Here is a 23747-nt window from a genome sequence, read left to right on the forward strand (position 1 = left end):
CAGTCCGGTAAAAACGCAATTATCGCGCAAACCCCGAAAGTCCGCGAACGGAATGGTCGCCAGATCGGGGCTGCCTGGACCCGGCGCGCGCCTGCGGGCGACGACGACGGGTACACTGCGCGAACGGCTCACGGCCGACTACGCCGCACAGGATGGCCTCGATGACCACCGCACGCAAACGCCTTTGATGACATGCAGCATTCGATGATTTCGATGGGCCTGGCGGCCGTCTCGCTGCGCGACTTCGCGCTGGTGCAGGCGGTGCATCGCCATGGCAGTTTCAACAGTGCGGCGCGGGCCATGCACATCAGTCCGTCGGGCTTGTCGCATCAGGTGCAGAAAGTCGAGCAGGCGCTGGGTGCGCCGTTGTTCGAGCGCGGTGGTCGGAAGATCGTGCCCACGGCGGGCGGCCAGCGATTGCTGCAGCAGATCGACGCCGTACTGGCTGCGGCCGAACATTTGCAGCAAGTGGCCCGGGCCGGCGCGGTAGCGTTTGGCGGCGAGCTGCGCCTGGGTGTGCCCGCCTCGTTGGGTCCATACCTGCTGCCGCATCTGATCGCGCCGTTCCCGCAGCATTTTCCCGGTGCGCGGCTGGGCATTTCCGAGGGCAAGCCGCGGGGCTTGCTGCGGCGGTTGAGCGAGGGCGAGCTCGATGCGGTACTGGCGCCACCGACAGCCGTGCTCAGTGGCATTGCCACACGTCCGTTGTTCTTCGAGCCGTGGGAGTTGATGCTGCGCGCGGATCATCCACTGGCCGGGCAGCACGACATCGCGATGGATCAGCTCGATCCGGCCGAGGCCACGCTGATGGCCGAAAGCCATGCTGACGGGCTGCAGTGCGAGGGCAGCGAGCACGGCCACGTCCAGGATGTGAGTCTGGAAAGCCTGGCGGCGCTGGTCAGTCTGCGCGGCGGCTATGCGCTGGTGCCGGCTCTGGCGCATGAGCGACTGGCCTCGATGCCGAATATCGCACTGGCGAAATTGAAGGGGCCGGCTTCGGGCCGTGACATAGCACTGTACTGGCGCGACGCGTCGCCGTGGCACGAGGACCTGCATGCGTTCGCCGAGCTGTTGCGCAAGCTGGCACGGCAGAGGCCGGGGCTGCGGGTCAGGGGTGCCAAAGCCGTGTAGGAGCGCATCTTGTGCGCGATGCTCTTCTCGCAACGTGACGGAAAGCATCGCGCACAAGATGCGCTCCTGCAGTTTTCCGGGTGGATCATCGCAGGCTCGACAGACAGAAGGCCGCCTCGCGGCGGCCTTCTGTTCAATCACCTGAAGCGAAGACTCAGCTGCGCGAAGCGCGCTTGCGGTCGTTCTCGGTGAGGTGCTTCTTGCGCAGGCGGATTTCCTTCGGGGTAACCTCGACCAGCTCGTCGTCGTCGATGAAGTCCAGTGCCTGTTCCAGGGTGAACTTGATCGCCGGGGTCAGCTGGATCGCATCGTCCTTGCCGGAGGCGCGCATGTTGGTCAGCGGCTTGGGCTTGATCACGTTGACGGTGAGGTCGTTGTCCTTGGCGTGGATGCCGACCAGCTGGCCTTCATACACGTTGTCGCCCTCGGCGGCGAACAGCTTGCCGCGATCCTGCAGCGGCCCCAGCGAGTAGGCGGGGGTGGTGCCACCGGCGTTGGCGATCATCACGCCATTGAGGCGCTTGGCGATCTGGCCGTCTTCCTTCGGACCGTAGTGGTCGAACACGTGGAACAGCAGGCCCGAACCCTGGGTCAGGGTCTTGAACTGGTTCTGGAAGCCGATCAGGCCACGCGCCGGGATCTCGTAATCCAGACGCACGCGTCCCTTGCCGTCGGACTCCATGTTCTTCAGCTGGCCCTTGCGCACGCCGAGCCGTTCCATCACGGCACCCTGGTGGACTTCCTCCACGTCGACCACCAACTGCTCGATCGGCTCCATCTTCTGGCCGTCGATTTCCTTGATGATGACCTCCGGGCGCGACACGGCCAGCTCGTAGCCTTCGCGGCGCATGTTCTCGATCAGCACCGACAGATGCAGCTCGCCGCGGCCGGAGACCAGGAACTTGTCGGCGTCGGAACCCTCCTCGACCTTCAGCGCCACGTTGTGCACCTGCTCGCGATCCAGACGCTCACGCAGCTGGCGGCTGGTCAGGAACTTGCCGCCGGAAAGATCCTTGTTGCCGGCGAACGGCGAGTTGTTGACCTGGAAGGTCATCGAGATGGTCGGCTCGTCCACGGTCAGCGCCGGCAACGCCTCGGGCGTATCCAGCGCGCAGACGGTGTCGGAGATGGTCAGGTCGGCGATGCCCGAGATCGCGACGATGTCGCCCGCCTCGGCGGTTTCCTGCTCGATCCGCTCCAGACCGAGGAAGCCCAGCACCTGCATCACCTTGCCCTGGCGCTTCTTGCCGTGGCGATCGATCACGGCGACCGGCATGCCCTTCTTCAGGATGCCGCGCTGGATACGGCCGATGCCGATCACGCCGACAAAGTTGTTGTAGTCGAGCTGGCTGATGCGCATCTGGAACGGGCCATCCGGATCCACGTCCGGCTTGCTCACGTGCTGCATGATCGCTTCGTACAGCGGGGTCATGTCGCCTTCGCGCACGTTCTCATCCAGGCCTGCGTAGCCGTTCAGGGCCGAAGCGTAGACGATCGGGAAGTCCATCTGCTCCGGCGTGGCGCCGAGGCGGTCGAACAGATCCCACACCTGCTCGACGACCCACTCAGGGCGCGAACCGGGGCGGTCGACCTTGTTGATCACCACGATCGGCTTGAAGCCCATCGCGAAGGCCTTCTGCGTCACGAAGCGGGTCTGCGGCATCGGGCCGTCCATCGCGTCGACCAGGATCAGCACCGAGTCGACCATCGACAGCACGCGCTCGACCTCGCCGCCGAAGTCCGCATGTCCCGGCGTGTCGACGATGTTGATGCGGTTGCCCTTCCAGGTGATCGCCGTGTTCTTGGCCAGGATCGTGATGCCACGCTCCTTTTCCTGATCGTTCGAGTCCATCACGCGTTCGGCCAGCACCGTTCGCTCGGCCAGGGTGCCGGACTGCTTGAGCAGGCAATCGACGAGGGTGGTCTTGCCGTGATCGACGTGGGCGACGATGGCGATGTTGCGCAGGTTTTCAATAGACATGGGATCGACTCGGGCGGCGCAGGGCCGTCACGCAGGTTTTTGAAGGACGAATTGACCGATTATACGGAGTTGTGTGACAACTTGCCCGTCATTTCTATCATTCGTTCACCTGGCCTGGGCATCCGGGTCGTGTCCGCCCGGCAGGTACCGCACCAGGAAGCCTGGAGCAGGCGCTCAGACTACGCCAGTCAGGTAGTAGGTGGCGATCACCACCAGCACCGCCAGGGTCTTGATCACGGTGATCGCGAATATGTCCTTGTAGGCCTGCCGATGGCTCAGCCCGGTCACCGCCAGCAAGGTGATCACTGCGCCGTTGTGCGGCAGGGTGTCCATGCCGCCGGACGCCATCGCGGCGACCCGGTGCAGCACCTCCATCGGGATGCCGGCGGCATTCGCGTTGGCGATGAAGGTTTCGGCCATCGCCCCCAGCGCGATGCTCATGCCGCCGGACGCCGAGCCGGTGATGCCGGCCAGCGCGGTGACGGTGACCGCCTCGTTGACCAGCGGATTGGGGATCGAGTGCAGCGCATCGGCAACCAGTTTGAAGCCGGGCAAGGCGGCGATCACGGCGCCGAAACCGTATTCGGAGGCGGTGTTCATCGAGGCCAGCAGGGCGCCGGCCACCGCCGCCTGGCTGGCCGCGGCAAGCCGTGAGTTCACCACGCGCCCGGCAAACACCAGCACGCAGAGAATGCCGACCAGCAAGGCGCCTTCGACCGCCCAGATCGCAGTCACCTTGGATACTTCCTGCACCACTGGCTCGGCCTGGCCGACCACGCTGGGCAGGAACGATTGGGTCTCGCCGTAGAACCGCGGGATCAGACCAGTGAACAATTTGTTGCATGCGCCGACCAGCACCAGCGGCAGCAGCGCGACCAGCGGATGCGCCAGCTTGCCGCCGTCGAACGGGGCCGGCTCGTTGACCAGGTTGTCGCCATAGCCTTCGCCGGCCGCGGCGGCCTGGCGCCGGCGCCAGTCCAGGTAGCTCAAACCGACGATCAGGATGAACACGCCGCCGATCGTGCCCAGCCACGGTGCAGCCCAGGTGTTGGTGCCGAAGAACGCGGTGGGGATGATGTTCTGGATCTGCGGCGTGCCCGGCAGCGAATCCATGGTGAAGGTAAAGGCGCCCAGTGCGATGGTGCCCGGGATCAACCGTTTGGGGATGTCCGACTGGCGGAACAGTTCGGCGGCAAACGGATACACCGCGAAAACCACCACGAACAGCGACACGCCGCCGTAGGTCAGCAGCGCGCACACCAGCACAATCGACAGGATCGCCCGCCCGCGACCGACCAGACCGATCGTCGCGGCCACAATGGATTTGGAGAAGCCGGACAGTTCGATCAGCTTGCCGAACACCGCGCCCAGCATGAACACCGGGAAGTACAACTTGAGGAAGCCGACCATCCGGTCCATGAACAGGCCGGTGAACATCGGTGCGACCAGTGACGGATCGGTCAGCAGCACGGCGCCGAGTGCAGCGATCGGCGCGAACAGGATGACGCTGTAGCCGCGATAGGCCGCGAACATCAGGAAGCAAAGCGCGGCCAACACGATGAGAAATGCCATTCCGCGAGGCTCCCGGACGCTCTGCGCCCATACGATGGACTGCGAGTATCCCCAGCTTGGGCCGGAGCGGGCACTGTACGAAGGTACAAGTGCCCGGGGTAGCCGTCCTGCCTATGCTCGCCTGCATCAGCATCCATCACCGATGGCTGCGTCACCTGCGAGGGGAAGGTCATGAAGCGCACGCATCTCAGTCTGGCGATGGGTCTCACGTTTGGTCTGTTCTTTGTCGCGCCGCTCAGTGCGCAGCAACAGGCTGCGGGCGACGTGGACACCGGCGCCGGCAAGCCGGTCAACGCCAAGCAGCTGGAGCAGGTGACGGTGACGGCCCGCAAGCGCGAGGAAACCCTGCAGGATGTTCCGATCGCGGTCAGCGCATTCACCGCCGCCTCGCTGTTCAAGCAGAATGTGCAGAACCTTGCCGACCTGCAGGGCAAGGTGCCGTCGCTGCAGATCTATGCCGCGCGCGGCTCCAACACCACGCTCACCGCCTACATCCGCGGCGTCGGCCAGGCCGACCCGACCTGGGGCTTCGATCCGGGCGTGGGCATCTACCTCGACGATGTGTATCTGGCGCGTCCACAAGGCGCGGTACTCGACGTGTTCGATGTCAGCCGGATCGAAGTGCTGCGCGGGCCGCAAGGCACGCTGTACGGCAAGAACACGATCGGCGGCGCGATCAAGTATGTCTCCAATCCGCTGCCAGTGAAGAGCGAAGGCTCGGTCGACGTGACGGTCGGCACGCACGGCGAGAAGGACGTCAAGGCAAGCCTCGGCGGCGCCAGCGCCGACCAGGTCTGGCGCGCGCGGGCAGCGGTGGCCAGCCAGCACAACGACGGCTTCGGCAAGAACCAGCTCAGCGGCAGCCGCAACGGCAACAAGAACACGAACGCGGCACGAGCCACGCTCGGCTTCTTCCCGACCAGCAGCTTCAACGCACAACTGTCGGTCGATGGCGTGCGCGACAACTCCAATCCGCGCGGCGCCAAGATGCTGATCGCCAACAAGCTCGATCCGGCCTACGCGCCACTGTCGAGCGACTTCGACACCCGCGGCGGCATGGCCCAGGTCAACCACACCAAGCTCTATGGCACGGCGCTGACCCTGAACTGGATCGCCAGTCAGGACTGGTCGTTCAAATCGGTCACCGCGCTGCGTGGATCGTCGACCCTGACCAATATCGACTTCGACACGCTGCCCGAAAAGATCGCCGACGTCAGCGCGATCTACAAGGACCACCAGTTCAGCCAGGAACTGCAGGCCAACTACGATGCAGGCGGCAGCGTGCACGGCGTCGCCGGCCTGTATTACTTCGACGGTTCAGCCACCGGACAGATCCACAACATCTTCCTCGGCTCGCCGCCGTACAGCACGCTGGGCCTGTCGCAGTACGGCAGCACCGGCGGGCGCATGGGTACCAAGAGTTACGCCGGCTACGGCGATTTCACCTGGGACCTCAGCCCGGCCTGGAGCCTGGACGTCGGCCTGCGCTACACGCACGAGACCAAGACCGCGCTGATCCAGAACTTCGGTTTCTCCAATGCAACCTTCAGCACGAGGGTCTCCACGGTCGCCAACTTCAGCGGATCGCACGCCACCAACAACGTCTCGCCGAAAGTCTCGCTCGACTGGAGCGCCAGCCAGCAGATCAAGCTCTACGCCAGTTACAGCGAGGGCTTCCATTCGGGCGGCTACAACATCCGCGCCAACTGCGTCGCCGTGCCGGATTCGTGCCGCCCGATCGACGACGAGAAAGTGCAATCGTTCGAGCTGGGCAGCAAGATGACCTTCCTCGACGACCGCCTGATGATGAACACCGCGGCGTTCCACAATGTGTACTCGAACATCCAGCTGTCCGTGTTCAGCTCGTACACCTTGCCGAACGGCAGCCAGGGCTTCTTCGGCGACTTCACCAATGCGGGCAAGGGGCACATCGACGGCCTGGAAGAGGAGTTCGCCTGGAAGCCCACCGAGGAATGGACCTTCAGTGGCAACTTCGCGTACCTGCATACCAAGTACACCCAGTTCATGACCAAGGGCGTCAACGTCGCCGACCAGCAGAAATTCACCAATGCGCCGAAATGGTCGGGCGGGCTGTCGCTGGAACACAGCCACGCGCTGGCCGACGGCGGCAGCCTGACCGCGCGCATCAACTACACCTACCAGAGCCTGGTGTATCCGGAGACCACGCTGTCGCCACTGATCGCGCAACCGGCCTATGGCCTGTGGAATGCGGGCGTGATCTGGCAGATCAGCCAGCCGTGGACGCTGAGCCTGCAGGGCACCAACCTGGCCAACAAGTCGTACCGCACCACCGGCTACAACATCGGTTCGCTGGGCATCTTTACCGGGTTCTATGGCGCCCCGCGAATGGTTACCCTCAGCGCGCGTTATACGTTCTGATCAGGCTGTTCGCGTAGCCGTGGGAGAGGCAGGGGCTGCCAGCGCAGCATTGTCGCGCACCTTCTGTCGAGCCGGCGGCCCGCATTCAGTCAACGGTTCCAGCATCGTTGCAGGCCTGCTGTCGGCACGACGTGCAGCCGCCCCTGTCAGAGCCCGAGCCATCTCAGGAGCAGGTCACATGAGCGATAAATGGATCCGGCGAGTTCTCTGCGCGGTGCTGGCAGCCGGCGTCGGCTTGGCCACCGCGAAGGATGCCGGTGCACCGCTGCCCGGACTGAAGATCGACCGCGCGCGCGTGGCGGTGGTCGGCTTGTCCTCCGGTGCGTACATGGCCAGCCAGGCGCAGCTGGCGTATCCGGAGCTGTTTCCGAATGCGGCACTGGTGGCTGGTGGCCCGTTCGGTTGTGCTGGCGGCAAGCTGGACGTTGCGCTCGGCAGCTGCATGAAGGGCGTGCCCGCACCGGATGTCGCCGCGCTGGTGGCGAGCGCCGAAAAGCGTTCCGCCGCGGGCGACATCGGTGCGCTGAAGGATCTCGCGCATGCACATGTCTACCTGTTGCACGGCGGCGCCGACGCACTCGTGGCGCCGGCGGTGGCGGAGGCCGGTGCACATTTCTACGAGCAACTGCGCGATGGCGCGTCGGGGCTGCAGGGCATGCAGGTGCATGACGATGGCCAGCGTGCGTTCGCGCACAACCTGCCGGTGATTGCCGCTGGCGACGACTGCGACAAATCGGTCGCGCCGTATCTCGGCCACTGCGGTTTCGATGCGGCGGGCGAGATTTTCACGCAGATGTTCGGCAAGCCGGCGCATGCGGCGACCGCAGCGCGCGGCGAACTGCGCAGGTTCGACCAGGACGCGCTGCGCCCTGACGGAGTCGATGCCTTCATGGCCAAGACCGGCTACGTCTACCTGCCACCGACCTGCCTCGCCGGCAAACCGTGCGGCGTGGTGGTCGCGTTCCATGGCTGCAAGCAGAACGCCGAGGCCGTAGGCGAGTCGTTCGTCAAGGATGCCGGCTTCAACCGCTGGGCCGACGTGTACGATGTGGCCGTGCTATATCCACAGACACGCGCGAGTTTCGCGCCCTTGAATCCGCAAGCATGCTGGGACTGGTGGGGATATTCCGGAGCCAACTACGACAGCCGCCAAGGCGTGCAGTTGCGCTGGCTGGTGAACGCGGTTCGCGCGTTGGGCTTGCCGCCCACGCACTGATCGACGGCGTGCGAAGCCGATCATGCTGAGCGCTGGCGTCATCGCCTTCGCCGCGCTGTGCTGGCTCGGTTTGTTGTTCGCAGTGGCCCTGCTGGGCGAGCGCCGCCCGCAGCTTTTCGAGAAGCGCTGGGCGATCGTCTATGCGCTGTCGCTGGCGATCCACTGCACCTCGTGGACGTTCTACGGCACCGTCACCCAGGCCAGCCGGTCTGGCTGGTGGCTGCCGCCGACGTTTGTCGGCGCCATCCTGGTCTATCTGTTCGCGCTGAAATTCCTCGGCCGGATGGTGCAACTGGTACGCGAGTACAACGCCGGTTCGCTGGCCGACCTGATCGCGGTGCGGCTGGGTCGGCATTCGGGACTGGCGGCGCTGGTCACCGCCGTGGTGGTGATCGGGATCGTGCCGTACATCGCGCTGCAGCTGAAGGCGGTGGCGATGAGTTACGGCATCCTCAGCCAGGGGCAACTGGCCGAGTCCGAGCCCTGGCAGGACAGCGCCTTGTACGTGGCGCTGCTGATGGCGCTGTTCGCGATGCTGTTCGGCACGCGGCGCGCGTCGACCATGGCGCACAACCGCGGGCTCGTGCTGGCGATGGCATTCGAGTCGCTGTTCAAGCTCGGCGCGATGCTGGCGCTGGGCACGTTGCTGTTCGCCACCTTGCCTGCAGGCCTGCCGATCAACGTGCCGGCAGCGCCGGACAGCGGCGGCTTCCCGGCGCTGATCCTGCTCGGCGCGCTGGCGATGTTCACCATGCCGCACCAGTTCTACGCTGGCATCGTCGAGTGCCGTGATGACGGACAATTGCGCACCGCGCGCTGGCTGTTTCCGCTGTACCTGTTGCTGATCTCGTTGCCGATCCTGCCGCTGGCGCGGCTGGGCGATGCCTGGCTGGGGCCGAGCGGCGTGTCCTCGGACATGTATGTGCTGGCCTTGCCGCTGGCGCGCGGCGAACACGGGCTGGCCTTGGTTGCCTTCCTCGGCGGCCTGAGCGCGGCGACCAGCATGGTGGTGATCGCCACGCTGACGTTGAGCCTGATGGTGGTCAACCATTTCATTGCCCCGCTGCGCGTGCGTTCGGGCTGGGGCCGCGACGAACATGGCGACCTGCGCGGCGAGCTGCTCACTTACCGGCGCGTGGCGATCCTGGTGGTGATCCTGCTGGCCTGGGCATACAGCCGTGTGCTGGCACGCAACGAGGCGCTGGCCGACATCGGCGCGATCTCGTTCTCGGCGCTGGCCGGATTGGCACCGGCACTGCTGGCCGCGGTCTATCGTCCGCAGTTGGGATCCCGCGCGGTGATCGCCGGGCTGGCCACCGGCACCGTGGTCTGGGTCTATGCGGTATCGCCCACGCTGTTGCCGTCGCCGCATGGCTGGCTGCACGACGGCCCGTTCGGTTGGTACTGGCTGGCGCCGGATGGCCTGCTCGGACTGGGCAACTGGAACCGGCTCGGCCGGGCGGTGGTGACCAGCCTGCTGGTGAATATCGCGGTGATGCTGCTGGTGGCCGGTTCGCGCTACGGACAGGCGCCGCGAGCGGCGAGCGTGGGCGATGTCGGCCAGGTCGAATTGCGGGCGCTGGCTGCGCGCTTCCTGCCGGCCGAGCGGGTCGCCCATTTGTTTGGCAGCACGCCGGCCACCGGTCTGGCTGGCCGTGTCCAGGTGGCACAGGTCGAGCACGAGCTGGCGGCGGTGATCGGCGCGGCGTCGGCGCGCCTGCTGCTGGAAGTGGTGCATCGGCAGGGGCGCGATGACCTCGACACGGTGGTCGCCATCGTGGATGAGGCCGCGCAGGACTTGCGCTTCAACCAGCGCGTGCTTGAGGCGGCGCTGGAGAACATGAGCCAGGGCATCTGCGTGGTCGATGCCGAGCTGCGACTGGTCGCGTGGAACACGCCCTATGCGCGCTTGTTCAACTACCCCGCCGAGCTGCTGCAGGTCGGCCGCCCGGTCGCCGAGCTGACCCGCCACAACATCGATGCCGGCATGCTTGGCGCCGGTGAAGTGGAGGCCCGCGTGCAGCGCCGCCTCGCGCACATGCGCGCCGGTACCCGGCATCTTTCCGAGCGGCGTTTTCCCGATGGCACGATGGTGGAGATTCGCGGCAATCCGATGCCCGGCGGCGGCTTCGTCGCCACCTTCACCGACGTCACCGCGTTCCGTCAGGCCGAGTCGTCGCTGAAGCGGGTCAACGAGACGCTGGAGCTGCGGGTGGAGGAGCGCACCTGCGAACTGGCGGCGGCGTCGGCCGACGCGCAGGCGGCGAACGAGGCGAAGAGCCGTTTCCTCGCCGCGGTCACCCATGACCTGATGCAGCCGCTGCACGCGGCGCAGCTGTTTGCGCATTCACTGACCGAACGGGGTGGCGACGCAGACACGGCGCAGCACCTCAACGGTGCGCTGGCGGCAACCGAAGGCCTGCTGACCGGCCTGCTCGACGTGGCGAGACTGGAAGGCGGCCGCCTGCATCCGCAGCCACGCGCGTTTCCCCTGGCCGAGGTGCTCGATCCGCTGGCCGCCGAGTTCGGTGCCATTGCGCGGGACCGTGGCGTGCAGTTGGACGTGGTTGGCACCCGCGCCTGGGTGCATTCCGATCCGCAGTTGCTGCGCCGCGTGCTGCAGAACTTTCTGTCCAATGCCGTGCGGTATGCCGGCCACGGCCGCGTGCTGCTCGGCGCGCGCCGACAGGCTGGCCAGCTGCGGGTGGAGGTGTGGGACAGCGGTCCGGGCATTGCCCCCGAAGAACAGCAGCTGATCTTCCAGGAGTTCCATCGTGGCAGCACGGCGGGCGGGCAGGGGTTGGGCCTGGGCTTGTCGATCGCGCAGCGCATGGCCGGCTTGCTCGGTCATCCGCTCGGGCTGCGCTCCTGGCCAGGTCGCGGCAGCGTGTTCCACCTGCTCGTGCCGGGCGCGCCGACGGTCTTGCGTTTGCCGATCGTATCGGCGGCCCCCCAATCGCTGGCGGCGGGACGCGCGCTCTTACTGGACAACGAACCGGCGGCACTGGCGGCGCTCAGCAGTCTGCTGCGCAGTTGGGGCTGGCAGGTGCATGCCGCAGGCAACGACGTGCAGGCATTGGCCGCGCCGTGGCGGCCTGATCTGCACATCCTCGATTTCCACCTTGATGGCGGGCAGACCGGTCTTGATGTGTGGCATCGATTGAGTGCGCTGCACGCCGAGGTACCCACCGTCATGCTGACCGCCGATCGCGACAGCGAGCTGCGCCAGCGACTGCAGGACGCGGGCATCGGCGTGTTGTACAAGCCGCTCAAGCCGCTGGCGTTGCGACAGGTATTGCAGCGCGTGCTGATCGGAGCCAGTGCCTGAGCCGCGGATGGGGACAATGGTTCGCAGCTTGCGGCGAGAGCCTGTCCGGCCTGTCTCAAGCCATGCGTGCCGGTTCGCCCAGGTCCAGCGTGCGCAAGATCATCCCTGCCTGGGTCCGGTTGCGCACGCCCAGCTTCTCGAAAATCGCTGTGGCATGCGCCTTCACCGTGCGCTCCTGGATGCCCAGCCGGTCGGCGATCTGCTTGTTGAGCAGGCCTTCGGCGAGCAGGGCCAGTACGCGGTATTGCTGCTCGGTGAGGCGGGCGAGCCGGCTGGCCAGATGGGTGTCGGTCGGATCCGCCGGCAGCGCGGCGACGGCGTCGGCCAGTGCGGGCGGCAGCCAGTTGCCACAGTCGAGCACGCTGCGGATGGCCTTGCCGATCTCGGCGGGGCTGGTGCTCTTGGGGATGAAACCTGCCGCGCCGTGATCGAGCACGCGGCGCACGATGCGCGGTTCGTCGTGGGCGGAGATCACCAATACTGCCACGCCCGGGTGCTGGCCGCGCAAGGCGGCGAGGCCGGACAGGCCCTGGCTGCCGGGCATGTGCAGGTCGAGCAGGATCAGGTCGGTATCCGGCGTGGCTTGCAGCAGGTGGAAAACTTCGGCGAGATCGGCCGCTTCGTTGATCTCGCAGCCGGGCAGGCTGTCGCCAGCGGCCAGCCGCAGCGCGGCACGGAACAGGGGATGGTCGTCGGCAATCAGCAAGCGGGTCATGCCATGGAAGTTAGCCGGCTGCAACGCCTGCGTCGAGTTCGGCGTCGTGGGCGCACTGGACTTTCGTACGATGGTGGCCGCGCGAACGCTTGCTATGGTGGGTGGATGAAGAATTCCGCCCGTGCCTTGCTGCTGTTCTGCTTCGTGCCCGCTTCGGTCATGCTGTCCGCTTGTGCCAGCCATGCGACGGGGAAGGAATCTGCCATGCCAGAGGTCGATTACGGAGAAGTGCGGGTGACCGAACATCGCGGTCACGATGATCTGTTGAGCGCCGGTCTGGGACTCGCCGGTCTGGCCGGTGCCCCGGTGCCGTTCGCCAACCCGCTCGATCCGGGCGCGGAGGAACTGCGTCGGCGCGCGATCCAGGCCAGTTGGAAAGGCATCGCCGACCTGGGCCCGCTGGGTGGTTACGGCACGGTTTATGGCGCTGTGCCCGACGTGCCGGGGCGTGAATATCAGGCGTTTGTGCGCATTCCCGGCGCGCGTTCGCCGCATCGCGTGTTGCTGCAGTTGCCTGATCACTTCGATCGACAGAAACGCTGCCTGGTGGTGACCGCCTCGTCCGGTTCGCGCGGCGTCTATGGCGCGATCGCACTGGCGGGCGCGTGGGGCCTGCCGCATGGTTGCGCGGTGGCCTATACCGACAAGGGTGCCGGCACCGGCTATTACGACTACGCCGACAACAGCGGTGTCGCACTGGATGGGCGTCGCGCCAGGCGCGGCGAGGCGATCCTGGAATTCCAGCCGCAGCCGGCGCCGCCTGCGGTAGGCATCGCGATCAAGCACATGCACTCCGGTGACAATCCCGAGGCCGAATGGGGACAACATGTGCTCCAGGCGGCGCAGTTCGGATTGGCCATGCTGGACCGTGCCTATCCGGCCGAGGCGCCGTTCACGGCGCAGAACACCAGGATCATCGCTACCGGCATTTCCAACGGCGGTGGCGCGGTGCTGCAGGCAGCGGGGCTCGACCACGACGGCTTTTTCGCCGGCGTGGTGGCGCTGGAGCCAAACGTGCACGTGAAGGAGCGCGGCCGCGCGTTGTACGACTACGTCACCGAGGCGGCGATCTGGTTGCCCTGCGCGCTGAGCGTGGAAGCGTTCGCCGGCGTGCCATTGGCCCGTGGCCCGCGCGGCACCGCGTTGCCGGCATGGCCGATTCGCTGCGCCAGCCTGCGCGCGCAGGGCAAGCTCAGTGGCAACACGCTGGCGCAACAGTCCGCCCAGGCGCGGGACTATCTGCATGCGCGGGGCTGGACCGACGAGGCGATGAGCACGGCGGCCAGCACCACCGCCTTCGACCTGTGGCGCGTGATTGCCGCCGGCTACGCATCTTCGTATTTGCGGCGCAGCGTCGGCGTGATGCCCTGCGGTTTCCACTATGCAGCGATCGGCGCCGGCGGTGCGCCCGGCCTGGCTGATCCGGTCACGCGGGCAGCCTGGTGGGCGGATGGCTCGGGCATTCCGCCGGGCAATGGCATCGGCTTGTTTGGCGGCGTCAGCGTGTCGACTGATCCCACCTTGTCAGGCAATGAATGCCTGCGTGCGTTGTGGACCGGCGACGACCACGAGGCCCAGGCCCTGCACGCCTCCGTGGCCGCGACGGCGGCCCGCTTGCCGCGCCGGGACCTGCCGCTGTGGATACTGCATGGCGCCAGCGACGGCCTGCTGCCCACCGCGTTCAGTTCCGAGCCGTATGTGGAATGGTTGCGCGATGAGGGGCGTCGGCCGATCTACTGGAAGGTGCCACACGCGCAGCATTTCGATGCGTTCCTCGCCCTGCCGGGTTTCGGCGAGCAGCACGTGCCGTTGTTGCCTTATGGGTATGCCGCGCTGGACCGGTTGTGGGCCCATCTGTATGAAGCCGAGGCGTGGCCGGTGAATCCGCCGACGCCGGACGCGCAGCCGCGGGGTACGGTTGCCTTGACCCGCCGGACGCTGGGGCTGCCGTAGCCCCGGCCGGCAGCCTGAGCCTTTGCCGCGATGCTGGGTTATTCTTGACGGCCCTGCGCCCGTGTCGAGGCGCAGAGCAGCTTTCGAACCTCAAGGATCTCCATGACCATCAACGTCACCTTCACCACCAATCGTGGCCCGATCCACCTGCGCCTGCATGAAGACAAGGCGCCGGTCACGGTCGCCAACTTCGTCAACCTGGCCAGACGCGGCTACTACGACGGCTTGTCGTTCCATCGCGTGATCGCCGACTTCATGATCCAGGGCGGTTGCCCCGAGGGCAGCGGTCGTGGCGGCCCGGGCTACAAGTTCGAGGACGAGTTCAATGCCTCGCTCCGTCACGACAAGCCGGGCGTGCTGTCGATGGCCAATGCCGGTCCGCGCACCAATGGCAGCCAGTTCTTCATCACCCATGGCCCCACGCCGTGGCTGGACGGCAAGCACAGCGTGTTCGGCGAAGTGCTTGATGCGGCCGACATGGACGTGGTCAACACGATCCAGCAGGGCGACACGATCGAGAAGGTCACCGTGGAAGGCGACGTCGATGCCTTGCTGGCCGCGCAGTCCGATCGCGTCAAGGAATGGAATGCGGTGCTCGACCAGCGCGGTTGAGTCCAGGCCTGCCAGATGAGAGGAAGCCGCCGGTGGTCAGCCGGCGGCTTTTTTGTGTGTGGCAGTCATGACAGCTGCCGCTGCCCCAGCCTATGATCCGTCGGCAGCATGTGCATTTACTCAAGGAGAGGGCGATGTCATTTCTCAATGATTTGCTGGGAGGCCAGGGGCAGCAGGCCGGGGCAGTGCAGGCGGGTACCAGCTCACTGATCGTCGTTGCCGGCCAGTTGATTGAGAAGGCCGGTGGCGTGCAGGGGCTGGTCAACATGCTGCAGCAGCATGGGCTGGGTGGTGCCGTGCAGTCCTGGGTAGGCGCCGGAACGAACCAGCCGGTGTCGGGTGACCAGTTGGGTCAGGCCCTGCAGGGCGGCGGACTGGGTAATCTGGTGCAGGAAGCCGCAGGCAAATTGGGTGTTGATCCCAGTGTTGTGCTGGGCGGCCTGTCGCAGGTTTTGCCGCATGCGGTCGACCACATGACGCCGGATGGTCAGGTGCCGGCGCAGGGTCAGGGCAGCGGTTTCACCCTGGGCATGCTGGAAGGTCTGGCCGGCAAGTTGCTCGGCTGAAGAACTTCCCCGGTGGAGCAGGGCTCCACCGGGAGACCGGTCAGGCCGACTTGCGCCTGACCAGGTGGTAGAGCAGCAACAGCACGATCGCGCCGATCACCGAGGCGATGAAGCCGGCGGATTGCCCTTCCTGATACCAGCCGAACACGCTCTGGCCGGCCCAGGTCGCCAGCAGCGAACCGGCGATGCCGATGATCGCGGTGATGATGAAGCCGCCCGGGTCCTTGCCCGGCATCAGCAACTTGGCCACCAGGCCGACAAGCAGTCCGATCAGAAATACCCAAAGCCAGTGCATGTGGATCTCCTTTGCTGGTGAGCTCGGCCCGCACTTCGTGCGGACCAGTCCATCATGCCCGGATCGGGTCATGACTGTGTACCCGGCGGTTGGTCAGCGCCGGCATGCCGCTGCGTGATAAAATGGCGGCCTTTGCTTCCTCCCCCGTGCGTGAGATATCCATGCCCCAGCTCGCCCAGCGTGTCGGCCGCGCCAAACCCAGCGCGATCATGGTGATTGCCGAAAAGGCAAAGCAGCTCAAGGCTGCCGGCCGCGACATCATCAGCTTTTCGATCGGTGTTCCGAACTTCCTGCCAGGCGAGCATGTGTATGTCGCGGCCCGCGAGTCGCTGTCGCACGATAGCGGCCAGTACGGCAGCAACCGCGGCGCCGAGTCGCTGCAGGACGCCTTCCTGCAGCATATCGAGGCGCTGGGTTTCAGCGGCTACACGCGCGCCAACGTGTCGATCGGCATCGGCGCCAAGCAGGTCTTGTACAACCTGGCCGAGGCACTGCTGAACGATGGTGACGAGATCTGCTTCGCCGCGCCGTACTGGACCACCTACCGCGACATCGCCGACATCATGGGCGCGCGGATCAACGTGATGCATTGCGGGCCGGAGCAGAACTACAAGCTCACCCCGGACCAGCTCGACGCCGCACTGGCGCGCAAGCCCAAGGTGTTCCTGTTCAACAATCCGTCCAACCCGACTGGCATGGTCTACACCGGCGAGGAAATCGCCGCGTTGGCCGAGGTGCTGCTGAAGCATCCCGACACCTGGGTGATCACCGACGACATCTACAACTCGATGGTGTTCGATGGTCTGGGCTATCACAATTTCGTGTTCGCCAGGCCCGAGCTGCGCGAGCGGGTGATCTTCGTCGACTCGGTGTCCAAGACCTATGGCATGCCGGGCTGGCGCGTCGGCCTGCTGGCCGGTCCGGAAGTGGTGGCCAAGGCGATCTCCACGCTCAACTCCAACCACATCACCAGCTTGCCCGAGGTGATCACCGCGGCGGCGGTGGCGGCCTTGTCCGGTCCGCAGGACGTGCCGCTGCAGAAGTGTCGCGAGTTCGCCGCGCGCCGAGACACCGTGTTTGCCGCGCTCGGTGCGATTCCGGGCGTGGTCTGTCCGCGGCCGCAGGGCGCGTTCTACGCGTTTCCGGATATTTCGGTGGCGTTCGGCAAGAGCCACGACGGCCACGTGATCGAAAACGATGTCGACTTCTGTGCTGCGCTGCTCGAAGCCAAGGGAGTGGCGTGCGTACCGGGTTCGGCGTTTGGCGAACCGCGCGCGCTGCGCATCTCCTACACCTGCCCCGAAGCGCAGCTGGCGCCGGGTCTTGCCCGCGTCGCCGAGTTCTTTGCCGAGCTGACGTGAGCCTGCACAAACACAACGTACTGAACATTCCCCCGAAGGAGTTGCCACGATGAAAGCCCCCGTTCGAGTTGCCGTGACCGGCGCAGCCGGCCAGATCGGTTATGCCTTGCTGTTCCGCATCGCCGCCGGCGACATGCTGGGTCCGGATCAGCCGGTGATCCTGCACCTGCTGGAAATCACCCCGGCGCTGCCGTCGCTGCAGGGCGTGGTGATGGAGTTGAACGATTGCGCGTTCCCGACCCTGGCTGGCGTGGTCGCCACCGACGACGCGAACGTCGCCTTCAAGGATGTCGACTACGCGCTGCTGGTCGGCGCCCGTCCGCGTGGCCCGGGCATGGAGCGCAAGGACCTGCTGGAAGCCAACGGCGCGATCTTCGGCCCGCAGGGCAAGGCGCTGAACGACCACGCCAGGCGTGACGTCAAGGTGCTGGTGGTCGGCAACCCGGCCAACACCAATGCGCTGATCGCCCAGCAGAACGCGCCGGACCTGGACCCGACGTGCTTCACCGCGATGGTCCGTCTGGACCACAACCGCGCCAAGGCGCAGCTGGCTGAAAAGACCGGCAAGCACAACACCGACGTCAGGAAGATGACGATCTGGGGCAACCACAGCTCGACCCAGTACCCGGACCTGTCGCAGACCACCGTCGACGGCAAGCCGGCGCTGAGCCTGATCGACCAGGCCTGGTACGAGAGCGACTTCATCCCCACCGTGCAGCAGCGCGGCGCGGCGATCATCAAGGCGCGCGGCGCTTCTTCCGCCGCTTCGGCCGCTTCGGCCGCGATCGACCACATGCGCACGTGGGCGCTGGGCACCGCCGAGGGCGACTGGGTTTCGATGGGCATCCCGTCGGACGGTTCCTACGGCATCGCGCCGGGCGTGATCTACGGTTACCCGGTGACGGTGAAGGACGGCAAGTACACGATCGTGCAGGACCTGCCGGTCAGCGACTTCTCGCGCGCCCGCATGGATGCCACCGACAAGGAACTGCGCGAGGAGCGCGCCGGCGTCGAGCATCTGTTCGCGAAGAACTAAGCCGGCCTGCACGGCATGAAGAAGGGCGACCTGATGGTCGCCCTTCTTTTGTGGGCAGGGCCTCGATCAGTGCGATGGATGCTTCATGCTGTCGATGGCCTGCCGAACATAGCCCAGCAACGTATCGTCCACCGCGCTGCCGCTGCGCAGCTCCGGCTCCTGCGCATACGCTTCGCGGATCCGCGCATGCGTCACCGGATCGTCGCCGGCATACGTGCGGAACAGCTCCATCCAGCGTGTGGCCAGCTGCTGTGCGTGCGGGTTATCGGGCGGGATGTTTTCAGCGACGGCCTGACGCAGCTCGGCGATCAGTGCCGGCCACGCATGCATCTGCTTGCCGTAGTAGGCGCGCATCCGATGCATTTCGGGCGGTTCGAGATAGCGCTCGAAGATCGCCAGTCGACCCGCAACCGTGGCCTGCTCCACGAATTGCTGCAGCTCGCGGGTAATCCCGCTGCGCTCGCGCAGGCCAGGTTCACTCTCGTTCATCGCGTGCAGGCGCATCAGGAGCGCCGGGTTGTTGCCGGTGCCGCGTTCGACCATCGTCATCCAGCGCTGCGCGAGCCCGTGCGCTTCGGCGTCATCCGCCGTCGTGCCGCGATCCATTGCCGACTGTACGGCGCCGACCAGGGCACTCCAGTCGGTCAACACGTTCGGGTCCGTGTGCAGTGGCAAGGTCTTCAGTTCGTCGGGCGAAAAGTATTTCTCGTACATCGTCATCAGCTCCAGCGTGTCCAGCCAGTCGGCCAGGTCGGGGGACTGTCCGTCCAGCAGTTGCTTGCGCAAATGTGCCAGCCGCTCACGCAGGCGGGTACCTTCGGCAAGCTCGCGATCGATCTGTGCCATCTGCTGGTCGACCACTTCGACCAGCGGCCGCAGCGGTCCGGACAGGGCTTTGCCGATGTCGGCCAGCGACAGGCCCAGCTGACGCAGGGCCTGGATACGGTGCAGGCGTTCGATGTTCGCCCGGTCGTAGTGTCGATAGCCGGCAGCGGAGCGTACCGAAGGGGTGAGCAGGCCGATGCTGTCGTAATGATGCAGCGTGCGGACGGTGAGTCCGCAGCGCCTGGCGAGTTCGCCCACGGTCAACAACATGGCTTGCCTCCTTCTTCGGTATGCGAAGCGCACACTGGGGCCTCACGTTACGTGAGGGTCAAGCGCAGCGGAAGCTGCCTTTCAACTACGACCATTGTCGCGATGATGCGGCGCGCGGGCTGCTCTAGGCTGGCTGCAACGAGACCCGGGAGCTGGCCATGCGCTACGAGGAGTTCTACCGCCAATCGATCGACGAGCCGGAGCTGTTCTGGGCCGAGCAGGCACGACGGATCCACTGGGACACGCCACCGTTGCAGATTCTGGATCAGTCGAACCCGCCGTTCCGGCGCTGGTTCGTCGGCGGTACCACCAACCTCTGCTACAACGCGGTGGACCGACACCTGGCCGAGCGTGGCGAGCAACTGGCGCTGGTGGCGATTTCAAGCGAGACCGGGGTCACCCGGGAGTTCACTTATCGCCACTTGCATCGCGAGGTAAACGTATTCGCCGCGGTGCTGCAATCGCTGGACGTGGGCAAGGGCGACCGGGTGGTGATCTATCTGCCGAACATGGCCGAGGCAGTGTTCGCGATGCTGGCCTGCGCGCGCATCGGGGCGATCCATTCGGTGGTATTCGGTGGTTTTTCCGCGCATAACCTGGCACTGCGTATTGATGACGCGCAGCCGAAGCTGCTGATCGCCGCCGATGCCGGCATGCGCGGCGGCAAGGTGGTTGCGTACAAGCCGCTGGTTGATGCTGCATTGAATGAAGCTTCGGCGCCGCCATCCCATGTACTGCTGATCAACCGCGGACTCGATCTGCAGATGACCCGGGTGGCTTGGCGCGACCTGGATTACGCCGAACTTCGCTGCACCCATGAAGGCGCCGAGGTGGCGGTGACCTGGCTGGAATCGAACGAGCCGAGTTACCTGCTCTACACCTCCGGTACCACCGGCAGGCCGAAGGGCGTGCAGCGTGACGTGGGTGGTTACGCGGTGGCGATGGCGTTGTCGATTCGCACCATCTTCGATATCGCGCCGGGACAGGTGATGTTCTCCACCTCCGACGTGGGCTGGGCGGTGGGGCATTCCTACAACGTCTACGGTCCGTTGATCGGCGGCGCCACCACGTTGTTGTACGAGGGCCTGCCGACGCGTCCTGACGCGGGCATCTGGTGGGCGTTGTGCGAGCGCTACGGCGTGCGCACGATGTTCTCCTCCCCTACGGCGATCCGCGTGCTGAAGAAGCAGGACGAGAGCTGGCTGAAGAAGTACGACCTGTCGAAACTGAAGTGGCTGTTCCTGGCCGGTGAACCACTCGACGAGCCGACCGCACAATGGATCACCGTTGCGCTCGGCGTGCCGGTGATCGACAACTACTGGCAGACCGAAACCGGCTGGCCCGCGATCACCCTGATGCCGGGGCTGGATCTGAAGCCGGTGAAATTCGGTTCACCCGGCCTGCCGGCACCCGGCTACCGGATGAAAGTGATCGATGAAAACACCGGCAAGGAAGTGCCCAACGGCACCAAGGGCGTGCTGGTGCTGCAGCCGCCACTGCCACCGGGCTGCCTCAGCACCATCTGGCGCGATGACGACCGCTATGTTCACAGCTACTTCAGCCATTTTCGCGAACTGCTGTACAGCTCGCTCGACTGGGCCGTGCGTGACGACGATGGCTACACCTATGTGCTTGGCCGCACCGACGACGTGATCAACGTGGCCGGGCATCGGTTGGGCACGCGCGAGATCGAGGAGGCCGTGGTCAGCCATCCGGCGGTGGCCGAGGCGGCCGTGATCGGGGTCAATGACGAGTTGAAGGGGCAGGTGCCGATCGTGTTTGCCACGCTCAGGCAGGATGCCGGGGCCGGCACTACGGCGCTGGCGCAGCAGATGCAGCAGCGCGTGGTCGAGCAGCTCGGCGGTGTGGCGAAGCCCGCGCGGGTGTACGTGGTCCATGCCTTGCCCAAGACCCGTTCCGGCAAGTTGCTGCGCCGTTCGTTGCAGGCCTTGGCGGAGCAGCGCGACCCGGGCGACTTGTCCACGCTGGATGATCCGGCGGCGCTGGACGACATCCGCCTGGCGCTGGAGCGCGGGCCGGATCAGGACGGTTGACGGGCTGTGCAGGAGCGCACCGAAGTGCGGTCCTGCAGGCGGCCTGCATGGATCAGGCGGCGACGGCTTCTTCGGTCTTCGTGGTGACGACGGGGCTGCGGATCAGATGATCGAAGGCGCTCAGCGCGGCCGTTGAACCGGCGCCCATCGCGATCACGATCTGCTTGTACGGCACCGTGGTGGCGTCGCCGGCGGCGAAAACGCCGGGCAGCGAGGTCTGGCCGCGATCGTCGATCACGATCTCGCCGCGCGGCGACAGTTCCAGCGTGCCCTTCAGCCACTCGGTATTCGGCAGCAGGCCGATCTGCACGAAGATGCCTTCCAGCTGCAGCGTGTGCATCTGCTCGCTGTTGCGATCACGGTAGACCAGGGCGCTGACCCGCTGGCCATCGCCCAGTACCTCGGTGCTCAGCGCGCTGACGACAATGTCGACGTTGGGCAGGCTGCGCAGCTTGCGCTGCAGGACTTCATCGGCGCGCAGCTTGCTGTCGAATTCGATCAGGGTGAGGTGGGCCACGATGCCGGCCAGGTCGATCGCCGCCTCGACGCCGGAATTGCCGCCGCCGATCACCGCCACGCGCTTGCCCTTGAACAGCGGGCCATCGCAATGCGGGCAATAGGCCACGCCCTTGTTGCGGTATTCGTTCTCGCCGGGCACCCCCATCTGCCGCCAGCGGGCGCCAGTGGAGAGGATCACCGTCTTCGATTTCAGCGTGGCGCCGTTGGCCAGCTGGACTTCGACCAGGCCGCCGGTAGCCTCGCTGGCCGGTAGCAGCTTCTCGGCATGCTGCAGGTTCATCACGTCCACGTCGTACTCGTGCACGTGCTGTTCGAGTGCGGCGGCGAGCTTGGGACCTTCGGTGTAAGTCACCGAAATGAAGTTCTCGATGCCCATGGTGTCCAGCACCTGGCCACCGAAGCGCTCGGCCGCGACGCCGGTGCGGATGCCCTTGCGCGCGGCATAGATGGCTGCCGCGGCGCCGGCCGGACCGCCGCCGACGATCAGCACGTCGAACGCAGCTTTCGCCTTGATCTTCTCCGCCTCGCGCGCACTGGCGCCGGTGTCGAGCTTGGCGACGATCTGTTCCAGGCTCATGCGGCCCTGGTCGAACACCTCACCGTTCAAGTACACGGTAGGCACCGACATTACCTGGCGCGCATCGACTTCGTCCTGGTACAGCGCGCCGTCGATCGCCACATGCTGGATGCGCGGGTTGAGCACGCTCATCAGGTTGAGCGCCTGGACCACGTCGGGGCAGTTCTGGCAGGACAGCGAGAAATACGTCTCGAACTTGAAGTCGCCATCAAGATGGCGAACCTGCTCGATCGTATCGGCGGCCGCCTTGGACGGATGACCGCCAACTTGCAGCAGGGCCAGCACCAGCGAGGTGAACTCGTGGCCCATCGGCAGGCCGGCGAAGCGCACGCCAACGTCGGTGCCGATGCGATTGATCGCAAACGAGGGCTTGCGCGGCTCGCTGTCGTCGCGGCGCAGGCTGATCTTGTCGGACAGCGCGGCGATCTGGTGCAACAGCTCGTCCAGTTCCCGCGACTTGGCGCCATCATCGAGCGCGGCGACCAATTCGATTGGCTGGACCAGCTTTTCCAGATAGGCCTGCAGCTGGGTCTTGAGGCTTTCGTCGAGCATGGCTACCACTCCAGTGATGGATGCGCGGGAATCGCGAAGGGAAAAGAAGCTTGTGACAGCAGCCTGCGCCGGAGGGGGAGGGCGGCAGGCGGAGAGCGTTGCCGGGGCGCAAGCCGCTGACAGAAGCATCCGGATGGGGAGCAACCGGGCGCTTGCAGCGCCCGGTTCCGATGCAGCGATGAATCAGATCTTGCCGACCAGGTCCAGCGAAGGCGCGAGGGTCTTGTCGCCTTCCTTCCACTTGGCCGGGCAGACCTCGTTCGGGTGGCTGGCGACGTACTGCGCGGCCTTCACCTTGCGCAGCAGTTCGCTGGCGTCGCGGCCGATGCCGCCGGCATTGATCTCGACGATCTGGATCTTGCCGGCCGGGTCGATCACGAAGGTGCCGCGATCGGCCAGGCCCACTTCCTCGATCATCACGCCGAAGTTGCGGCAGATCGTGCCGGTCGGATCGCCGACCATGGTGTAGTTGATCTTCTTCACCGCATCGGAAGTGTCGTGCCAGGCCTTGTGGGCGAAATGCGTGTCGGTCGACACCGAGTAGATCTCGACGCCGAGCTTCTGGAATTCGGCGTAGTTGTCGGCCAGGTCTTCCAGCTCGGTCGGGCAGACAAAGGTGAAGTCGGCCGGGTAGAAGAACACCACCGACCACTTGCCCTTCAGGTCGGCATCCGACACCTGGACGAACTTGCCGGCCTTGAGCGCATCGGCCTTGAACGGTTTCACTTCGGTATTGATCAGGGACATCTTGGTTTTCCCGTGGTGGTTGAACAGTGGGGATGAT

Annotated in this window: 17 protein-coding genes; 10 read left to right on the plus strand and 7 right to left on the minus strand. The window is 65.7% G+C overall.

Annotated features, from left to right (window positions below; genetic code table 11):
* Positions 1-192 precede the first annotated feature (192 nt).
* Positions 193-1131, plus strand: coding sequence for a LysR family transcriptional regulator (locus ACQGNJ_RS14055; RefSeq protein ID WP_426689867.1), 939 nt, complete (start codon positions 193-195; stop codon positions 1129-1131).
* A 154-nt stretch (positions 1132-1285) separates the two neighbouring features.
* Here ACQGNJ_RS14055 and typA read toward each other — a convergent pair whose 3' ends face one another.
* A complete protein-coding gene (gene typA, locus ACQGNJ_RS14060; protein WP_426689868.1) occupies positions 1286-3112 on the minus strand; it encodes a translational GTPase TypA in 1827 nt (608 codons plus the stop codon).
* A 174-nt stretch (positions 3113-3286) separates the two neighbouring features.
* Positions 3287-4684: a GntP family permease gene (locus tag ACQGNJ_RS14065; RefSeq protein WP_426689869.1), complete on the minus strand. Its 1398-nt coding sequence runs from the start codon at positions 4682-4684 to the stop codon at positions 3287-3289.
* 171 nt (positions 4685-4855) lie between these two features.
* Here ACQGNJ_RS14065 and ACQGNJ_RS14070 point away from each other — a divergent pair, with 171 nt between their 5' ends.
* The 3 genes from ACQGNJ_RS14070 (at position 4856) to ACQGNJ_RS14080 (ending at position 11628) form a co-directional block, all read left to right on the plus strand.
* Positions 4856-7084: a TonB-dependent receptor gene (locus tag ACQGNJ_RS14070; RefSeq protein ID WP_426689870.1), complete on the plus strand. Its 2229-nt coding sequence runs from the start codon at positions 4856-4858 to the stop codon at positions 7082-7084.
* A gap of 178 nt (positions 7085-7262) precedes the next feature.
* Complete coding sequence (locus ACQGNJ_RS14075; RefSeq protein ID WP_426689871.1) at positions 7263-8300, plus strand: extracellular catalytic domain type 2 short-chain-length polyhydroxyalkanoate depolymerase; 1038 nt, start codon at positions 7263-7265, stop codon at positions 8298-8300.
* 22 nt (positions 8301-8322) lie between these two features.
* Positions 8323-11628 (plus strand): hybrid sensor histidine kinase/response regulator, encoded by a 3306-nt coding sequence (locus tag ACQGNJ_RS14080; protein ID WP_426689872.1) that lies wholly within the window; start codon positions 8323-8325, stop codon positions 11626-11628.
* 55 nt (positions 11629-11683) lie between these two features.
* On the opposite strand, the gene ACQGNJ_RS14085 is transcribed toward ACQGNJ_RS14080, so the two are convergent.
* Positions 11684-12343, minus strand: a complete 660-nt coding sequence (locus ACQGNJ_RS14085; protein ID WP_426689873.1) for a response regulator — start codon at positions 12341-12343, stop codon at positions 11684-11686.
* Between the two features lie 159 nt (positions 12344-12502).
* Here ACQGNJ_RS14085 and ACQGNJ_RS14090 point away from each other — a divergent pair, with 159 nt between their 5' ends.
* The 3 genes from ACQGNJ_RS14090 to ACQGNJ_RS14100 all read left to right on the plus strand — a co-directional run bounded on the left by ACQGNJ_RS14090 (position 12503) and on the right by ACQGNJ_RS14100 (position 15474).
* Positions 12503-14296, plus strand: coding sequence for a 3-hydroxybutyrate oligomer hydrolase family protein (locus tag ACQGNJ_RS14090; RefSeq protein WP_426690063.1), 1794 nt, complete (start codon positions 12503-12505; stop codon positions 14294-14296).
* Positions 14297-14398: 102 nt separating this feature from the next.
* The gene (locus ACQGNJ_RS14095; RefSeq protein WP_426689874.1) at positions 14399-14908 is read left to right on the plus strand and encodes a peptidylprolyl isomerase; all 510 of its coding nucleotides are present in this window, start codon (positions 14399-14401) and stop codon (positions 14906-14908) included.
* 134 nt (positions 14909-15042) lie between these two features.
* Positions 15043-15474 carry a YidB family protein gene (locus ACQGNJ_RS14100; RefSeq protein WP_426689875.1) on the plus strand — a complete coding sequence of 144 codons (432 nt, stop codon included), beginning with the start codon at positions 15043-15045 and terminating at the stop codon, positions 15472-15474.
* A 40-nt stretch (positions 15475-15514) separates the two neighbouring features.
* On the opposite strand, the gene ACQGNJ_RS14105 is transcribed toward ACQGNJ_RS14100, so the two are convergent.
* Positions 15515-15769 (minus strand): GlsB/YeaQ/YmgE family stress response membrane protein, encoded by a 255-nt coding sequence (locus ACQGNJ_RS14105; protein WP_426689876.1) that lies wholly within the window; start codon positions 15767-15769, stop codon positions 15515-15517.
* Between the two features lie 161 nt (positions 15770-15930).
* Between ACQGNJ_RS14105 and ACQGNJ_RS14110 the strand changes: the two genes are divergently transcribed.
* Both ACQGNJ_RS14110 and ACQGNJ_RS14115 read left to right on the plus strand, forming a co-directional pair.
* Positions 15931-17130 carry a pyridoxal phosphate-dependent aminotransferase gene (locus tag ACQGNJ_RS14110; RefSeq protein WP_426689877.1) on the plus strand — a complete coding sequence of 400 codons (1200 nt, stop codon included), beginning with the start codon at positions 15931-15933 and terminating at the stop codon, positions 17128-17130.
* A 49-nt stretch (positions 17131-17179) separates the two neighbouring features.
* Positions 17180-18166 carry a malate dehydrogenase gene (locus tag ACQGNJ_RS14115; RefSeq protein ID WP_426689878.1) on the plus strand — a complete coding sequence of 329 codons (987 nt, stop codon included), beginning with the start codon at positions 17180-17182 and terminating at the stop codon, positions 18164-18166.
* 66 nt (positions 18167-18232) lie between these two features.
* Here ACQGNJ_RS14115 and ACQGNJ_RS14120 read toward each other — a convergent pair whose 3' ends face one another.
* Positions 18233-19261 carry a MerR family transcriptional regulator gene (locus ACQGNJ_RS14120; protein ID WP_426689879.1) on the minus strand — a complete coding sequence of 343 codons (1029 nt, stop codon included), beginning with the start codon at positions 19259-19261 and terminating at the stop codon, positions 18233-18235.
* Between the two features lie 158 nt (positions 19262-19419).
* On the opposite strand from ACQGNJ_RS14120, the gene prpE reads away from it, so the two are divergent.
* On the plus strand, positions 19420-21315 hold the full coding sequence (gene prpE / locus ACQGNJ_RS14125; protein WP_426689880.1) for a propionate--CoA ligase: 1896 nt from the start codon (positions 19420-19422) through the stop codon (positions 21313-21315).
* 52 nt (positions 21316-21367) lie between these two features.
* Here prpE and ahpF read toward each other — a convergent pair whose 3' ends face one another.
* Both ahpF and ahpC read right to left on the minus strand, forming a co-directional pair.
* Positions 21368-22963, minus strand: a complete 1596-nt coding sequence (gene ahpF / locus ACQGNJ_RS14130) for an alkyl hydroperoxide reductase subunit F (protein WP_426689881.1) — start codon at positions 22961-22963, stop codon at positions 21368-21370.
* Between the two features lie 183 nt (positions 22964-23146).
* Positions 23147-23710: an alkyl hydroperoxide reductase subunit C gene (gene ahpC / locus ACQGNJ_RS14135; protein WP_426689882.1), complete on the minus strand. Its 564-nt coding sequence runs from the start codon at positions 23708-23710 to the stop codon at positions 23147-23149.
* Between the last annotated feature and the right edge of the window lie 37 nt (positions 23711-23747).

The sequence above is a fragment of the Rhodanobacter ginsengiterrae genome (genome assembly GCF_050026815.1).
Classification (GTDB): domain Bacteria; phylum Pseudomonadota; class Gammaproteobacteria; order Xanthomonadales; family Rhodanobacteraceae; genus Rhodanobacter; species Rhodanobacter ginsengiterrae.

What these genes read in the sequence shown, in the direction of transcription:
- ACQGNJ_RS14095 (WP_426689874.1), top strand. Translation starts at nt 14,399, where the DNA reads ATGACCATCAACGTCACCTTCACCACCAATCGTGGCCCGATCCACCTG.
- ACQGNJ_RS14080 (WP_426689872.1), top strand. Translation starts at nt 8,323, where the DNA reads ATGCTGAGCGCTGGCGTCATCGCCTTCGCCGCGCTGTGCTGGCTCGGT.
- ahpC (WP_426689882.1), bottom strand. Translation starts at nt 23,710, where the DNA reads ATGTCCCTGATCAATACCGAAGTGAAACCGTTCAAGGCCGATGCGCTC.
- ACQGNJ_RS14055 (WP_426689867.1), top strand. Translation starts at nt 193, where the DNA reads ATGCAGCATTCGATGATTTCGATGGGCCTGGCGGCCGTCTCGCTGCGC.
- ahpF (WP_426689881.1), bottom strand. Translation starts at nt 22,963, where the DNA reads ATGCTCGACGAAAGCCTCAAGACCCAGCTGCAGGCCTATCTGGAAAAG.
- ACQGNJ_RS14120 (WP_426689879.1), bottom strand. Translation starts at nt 19,261, where the DNA reads ATGTTGTTGACCGTGGGCGAACTCGCCAGGCGCTGCGGACTCACCGTC.
- ACQGNJ_RS14100 (WP_426689875.1), top strand. Translation starts at nt 15,043, where the DNA reads ATGTCATTTCTCAATGATTTGCTGGGAGGCCAGGGGCAGCAGGCCGGG.
- typA (WP_426689868.1), bottom strand. Translation starts at nt 3,112, where the DNA reads ATGTCTATTGAAAACCTGCGCAACATCGCCATCGTCGCCCACGTCGAT.
- ACQGNJ_RS14110 (WP_426689877.1), top strand. Translation starts at nt 15,931, where the DNA reads ATGCCCCAGCTCGCCCAGCGTGTCGGCCGCGCCAAACCCAGCGCGATC.
- ACQGNJ_RS14075 (WP_426689871.1), top strand. Translation starts at nt 7,263, where the DNA reads ATGAGCGATAAATGGATCCGGCGAGTTCTCTGCGCGGTGCTGGCAGCC.
- ACQGNJ_RS14105 (WP_426689876.1), bottom strand. Translation starts at nt 15,769, where the DNA reads ATGCACTGGCTTTGGGTATTTCTGATCGGACTGCTTGTCGGCCTGGTG.
- ACQGNJ_RS14065 (WP_426689869.1), bottom strand. Translation starts at nt 4,684, where the DNA reads ATGGCATTTCTCATCGTGTTGGCCGCGCTTTGCTTCCTGATGTTCGCG.
- prpE (WP_426689880.1), top strand. Translation starts at nt 19,420, where the DNA reads ATGCGCTACGAGGAGTTCTACCGCCAATCGATCGACGAGCCGGAGCTG.
- ACQGNJ_RS14085 (WP_426689873.1), bottom strand. Translation starts at nt 12,343, where the DNA reads ATGACCCGCTTGCTGATTGCCGACGACCATCCCCTGTTCCGTGCCGCG.
- ACQGNJ_RS14115 (WP_426689878.1), top strand. Translation starts at nt 17,180, where the DNA reads ATGAAAGCCCCCGTTCGAGTTGCCGTGACCGGCGCAGCCGGCCAGATC.
- ACQGNJ_RS14090 (WP_426690063.1), top strand. Translation starts at nt 12,503, where the DNA reads ATGCTGTCCGCTTGTGCCAGCCATGCGACGGGGAAGGAATCTGCCATG.
- ACQGNJ_RS14070 (WP_426689870.1), top strand. Translation starts at nt 4,856, where the DNA reads ATGAAGCGCACGCATCTCAGTCTGGCGATGGGTCTCACGTTTGGTCTG.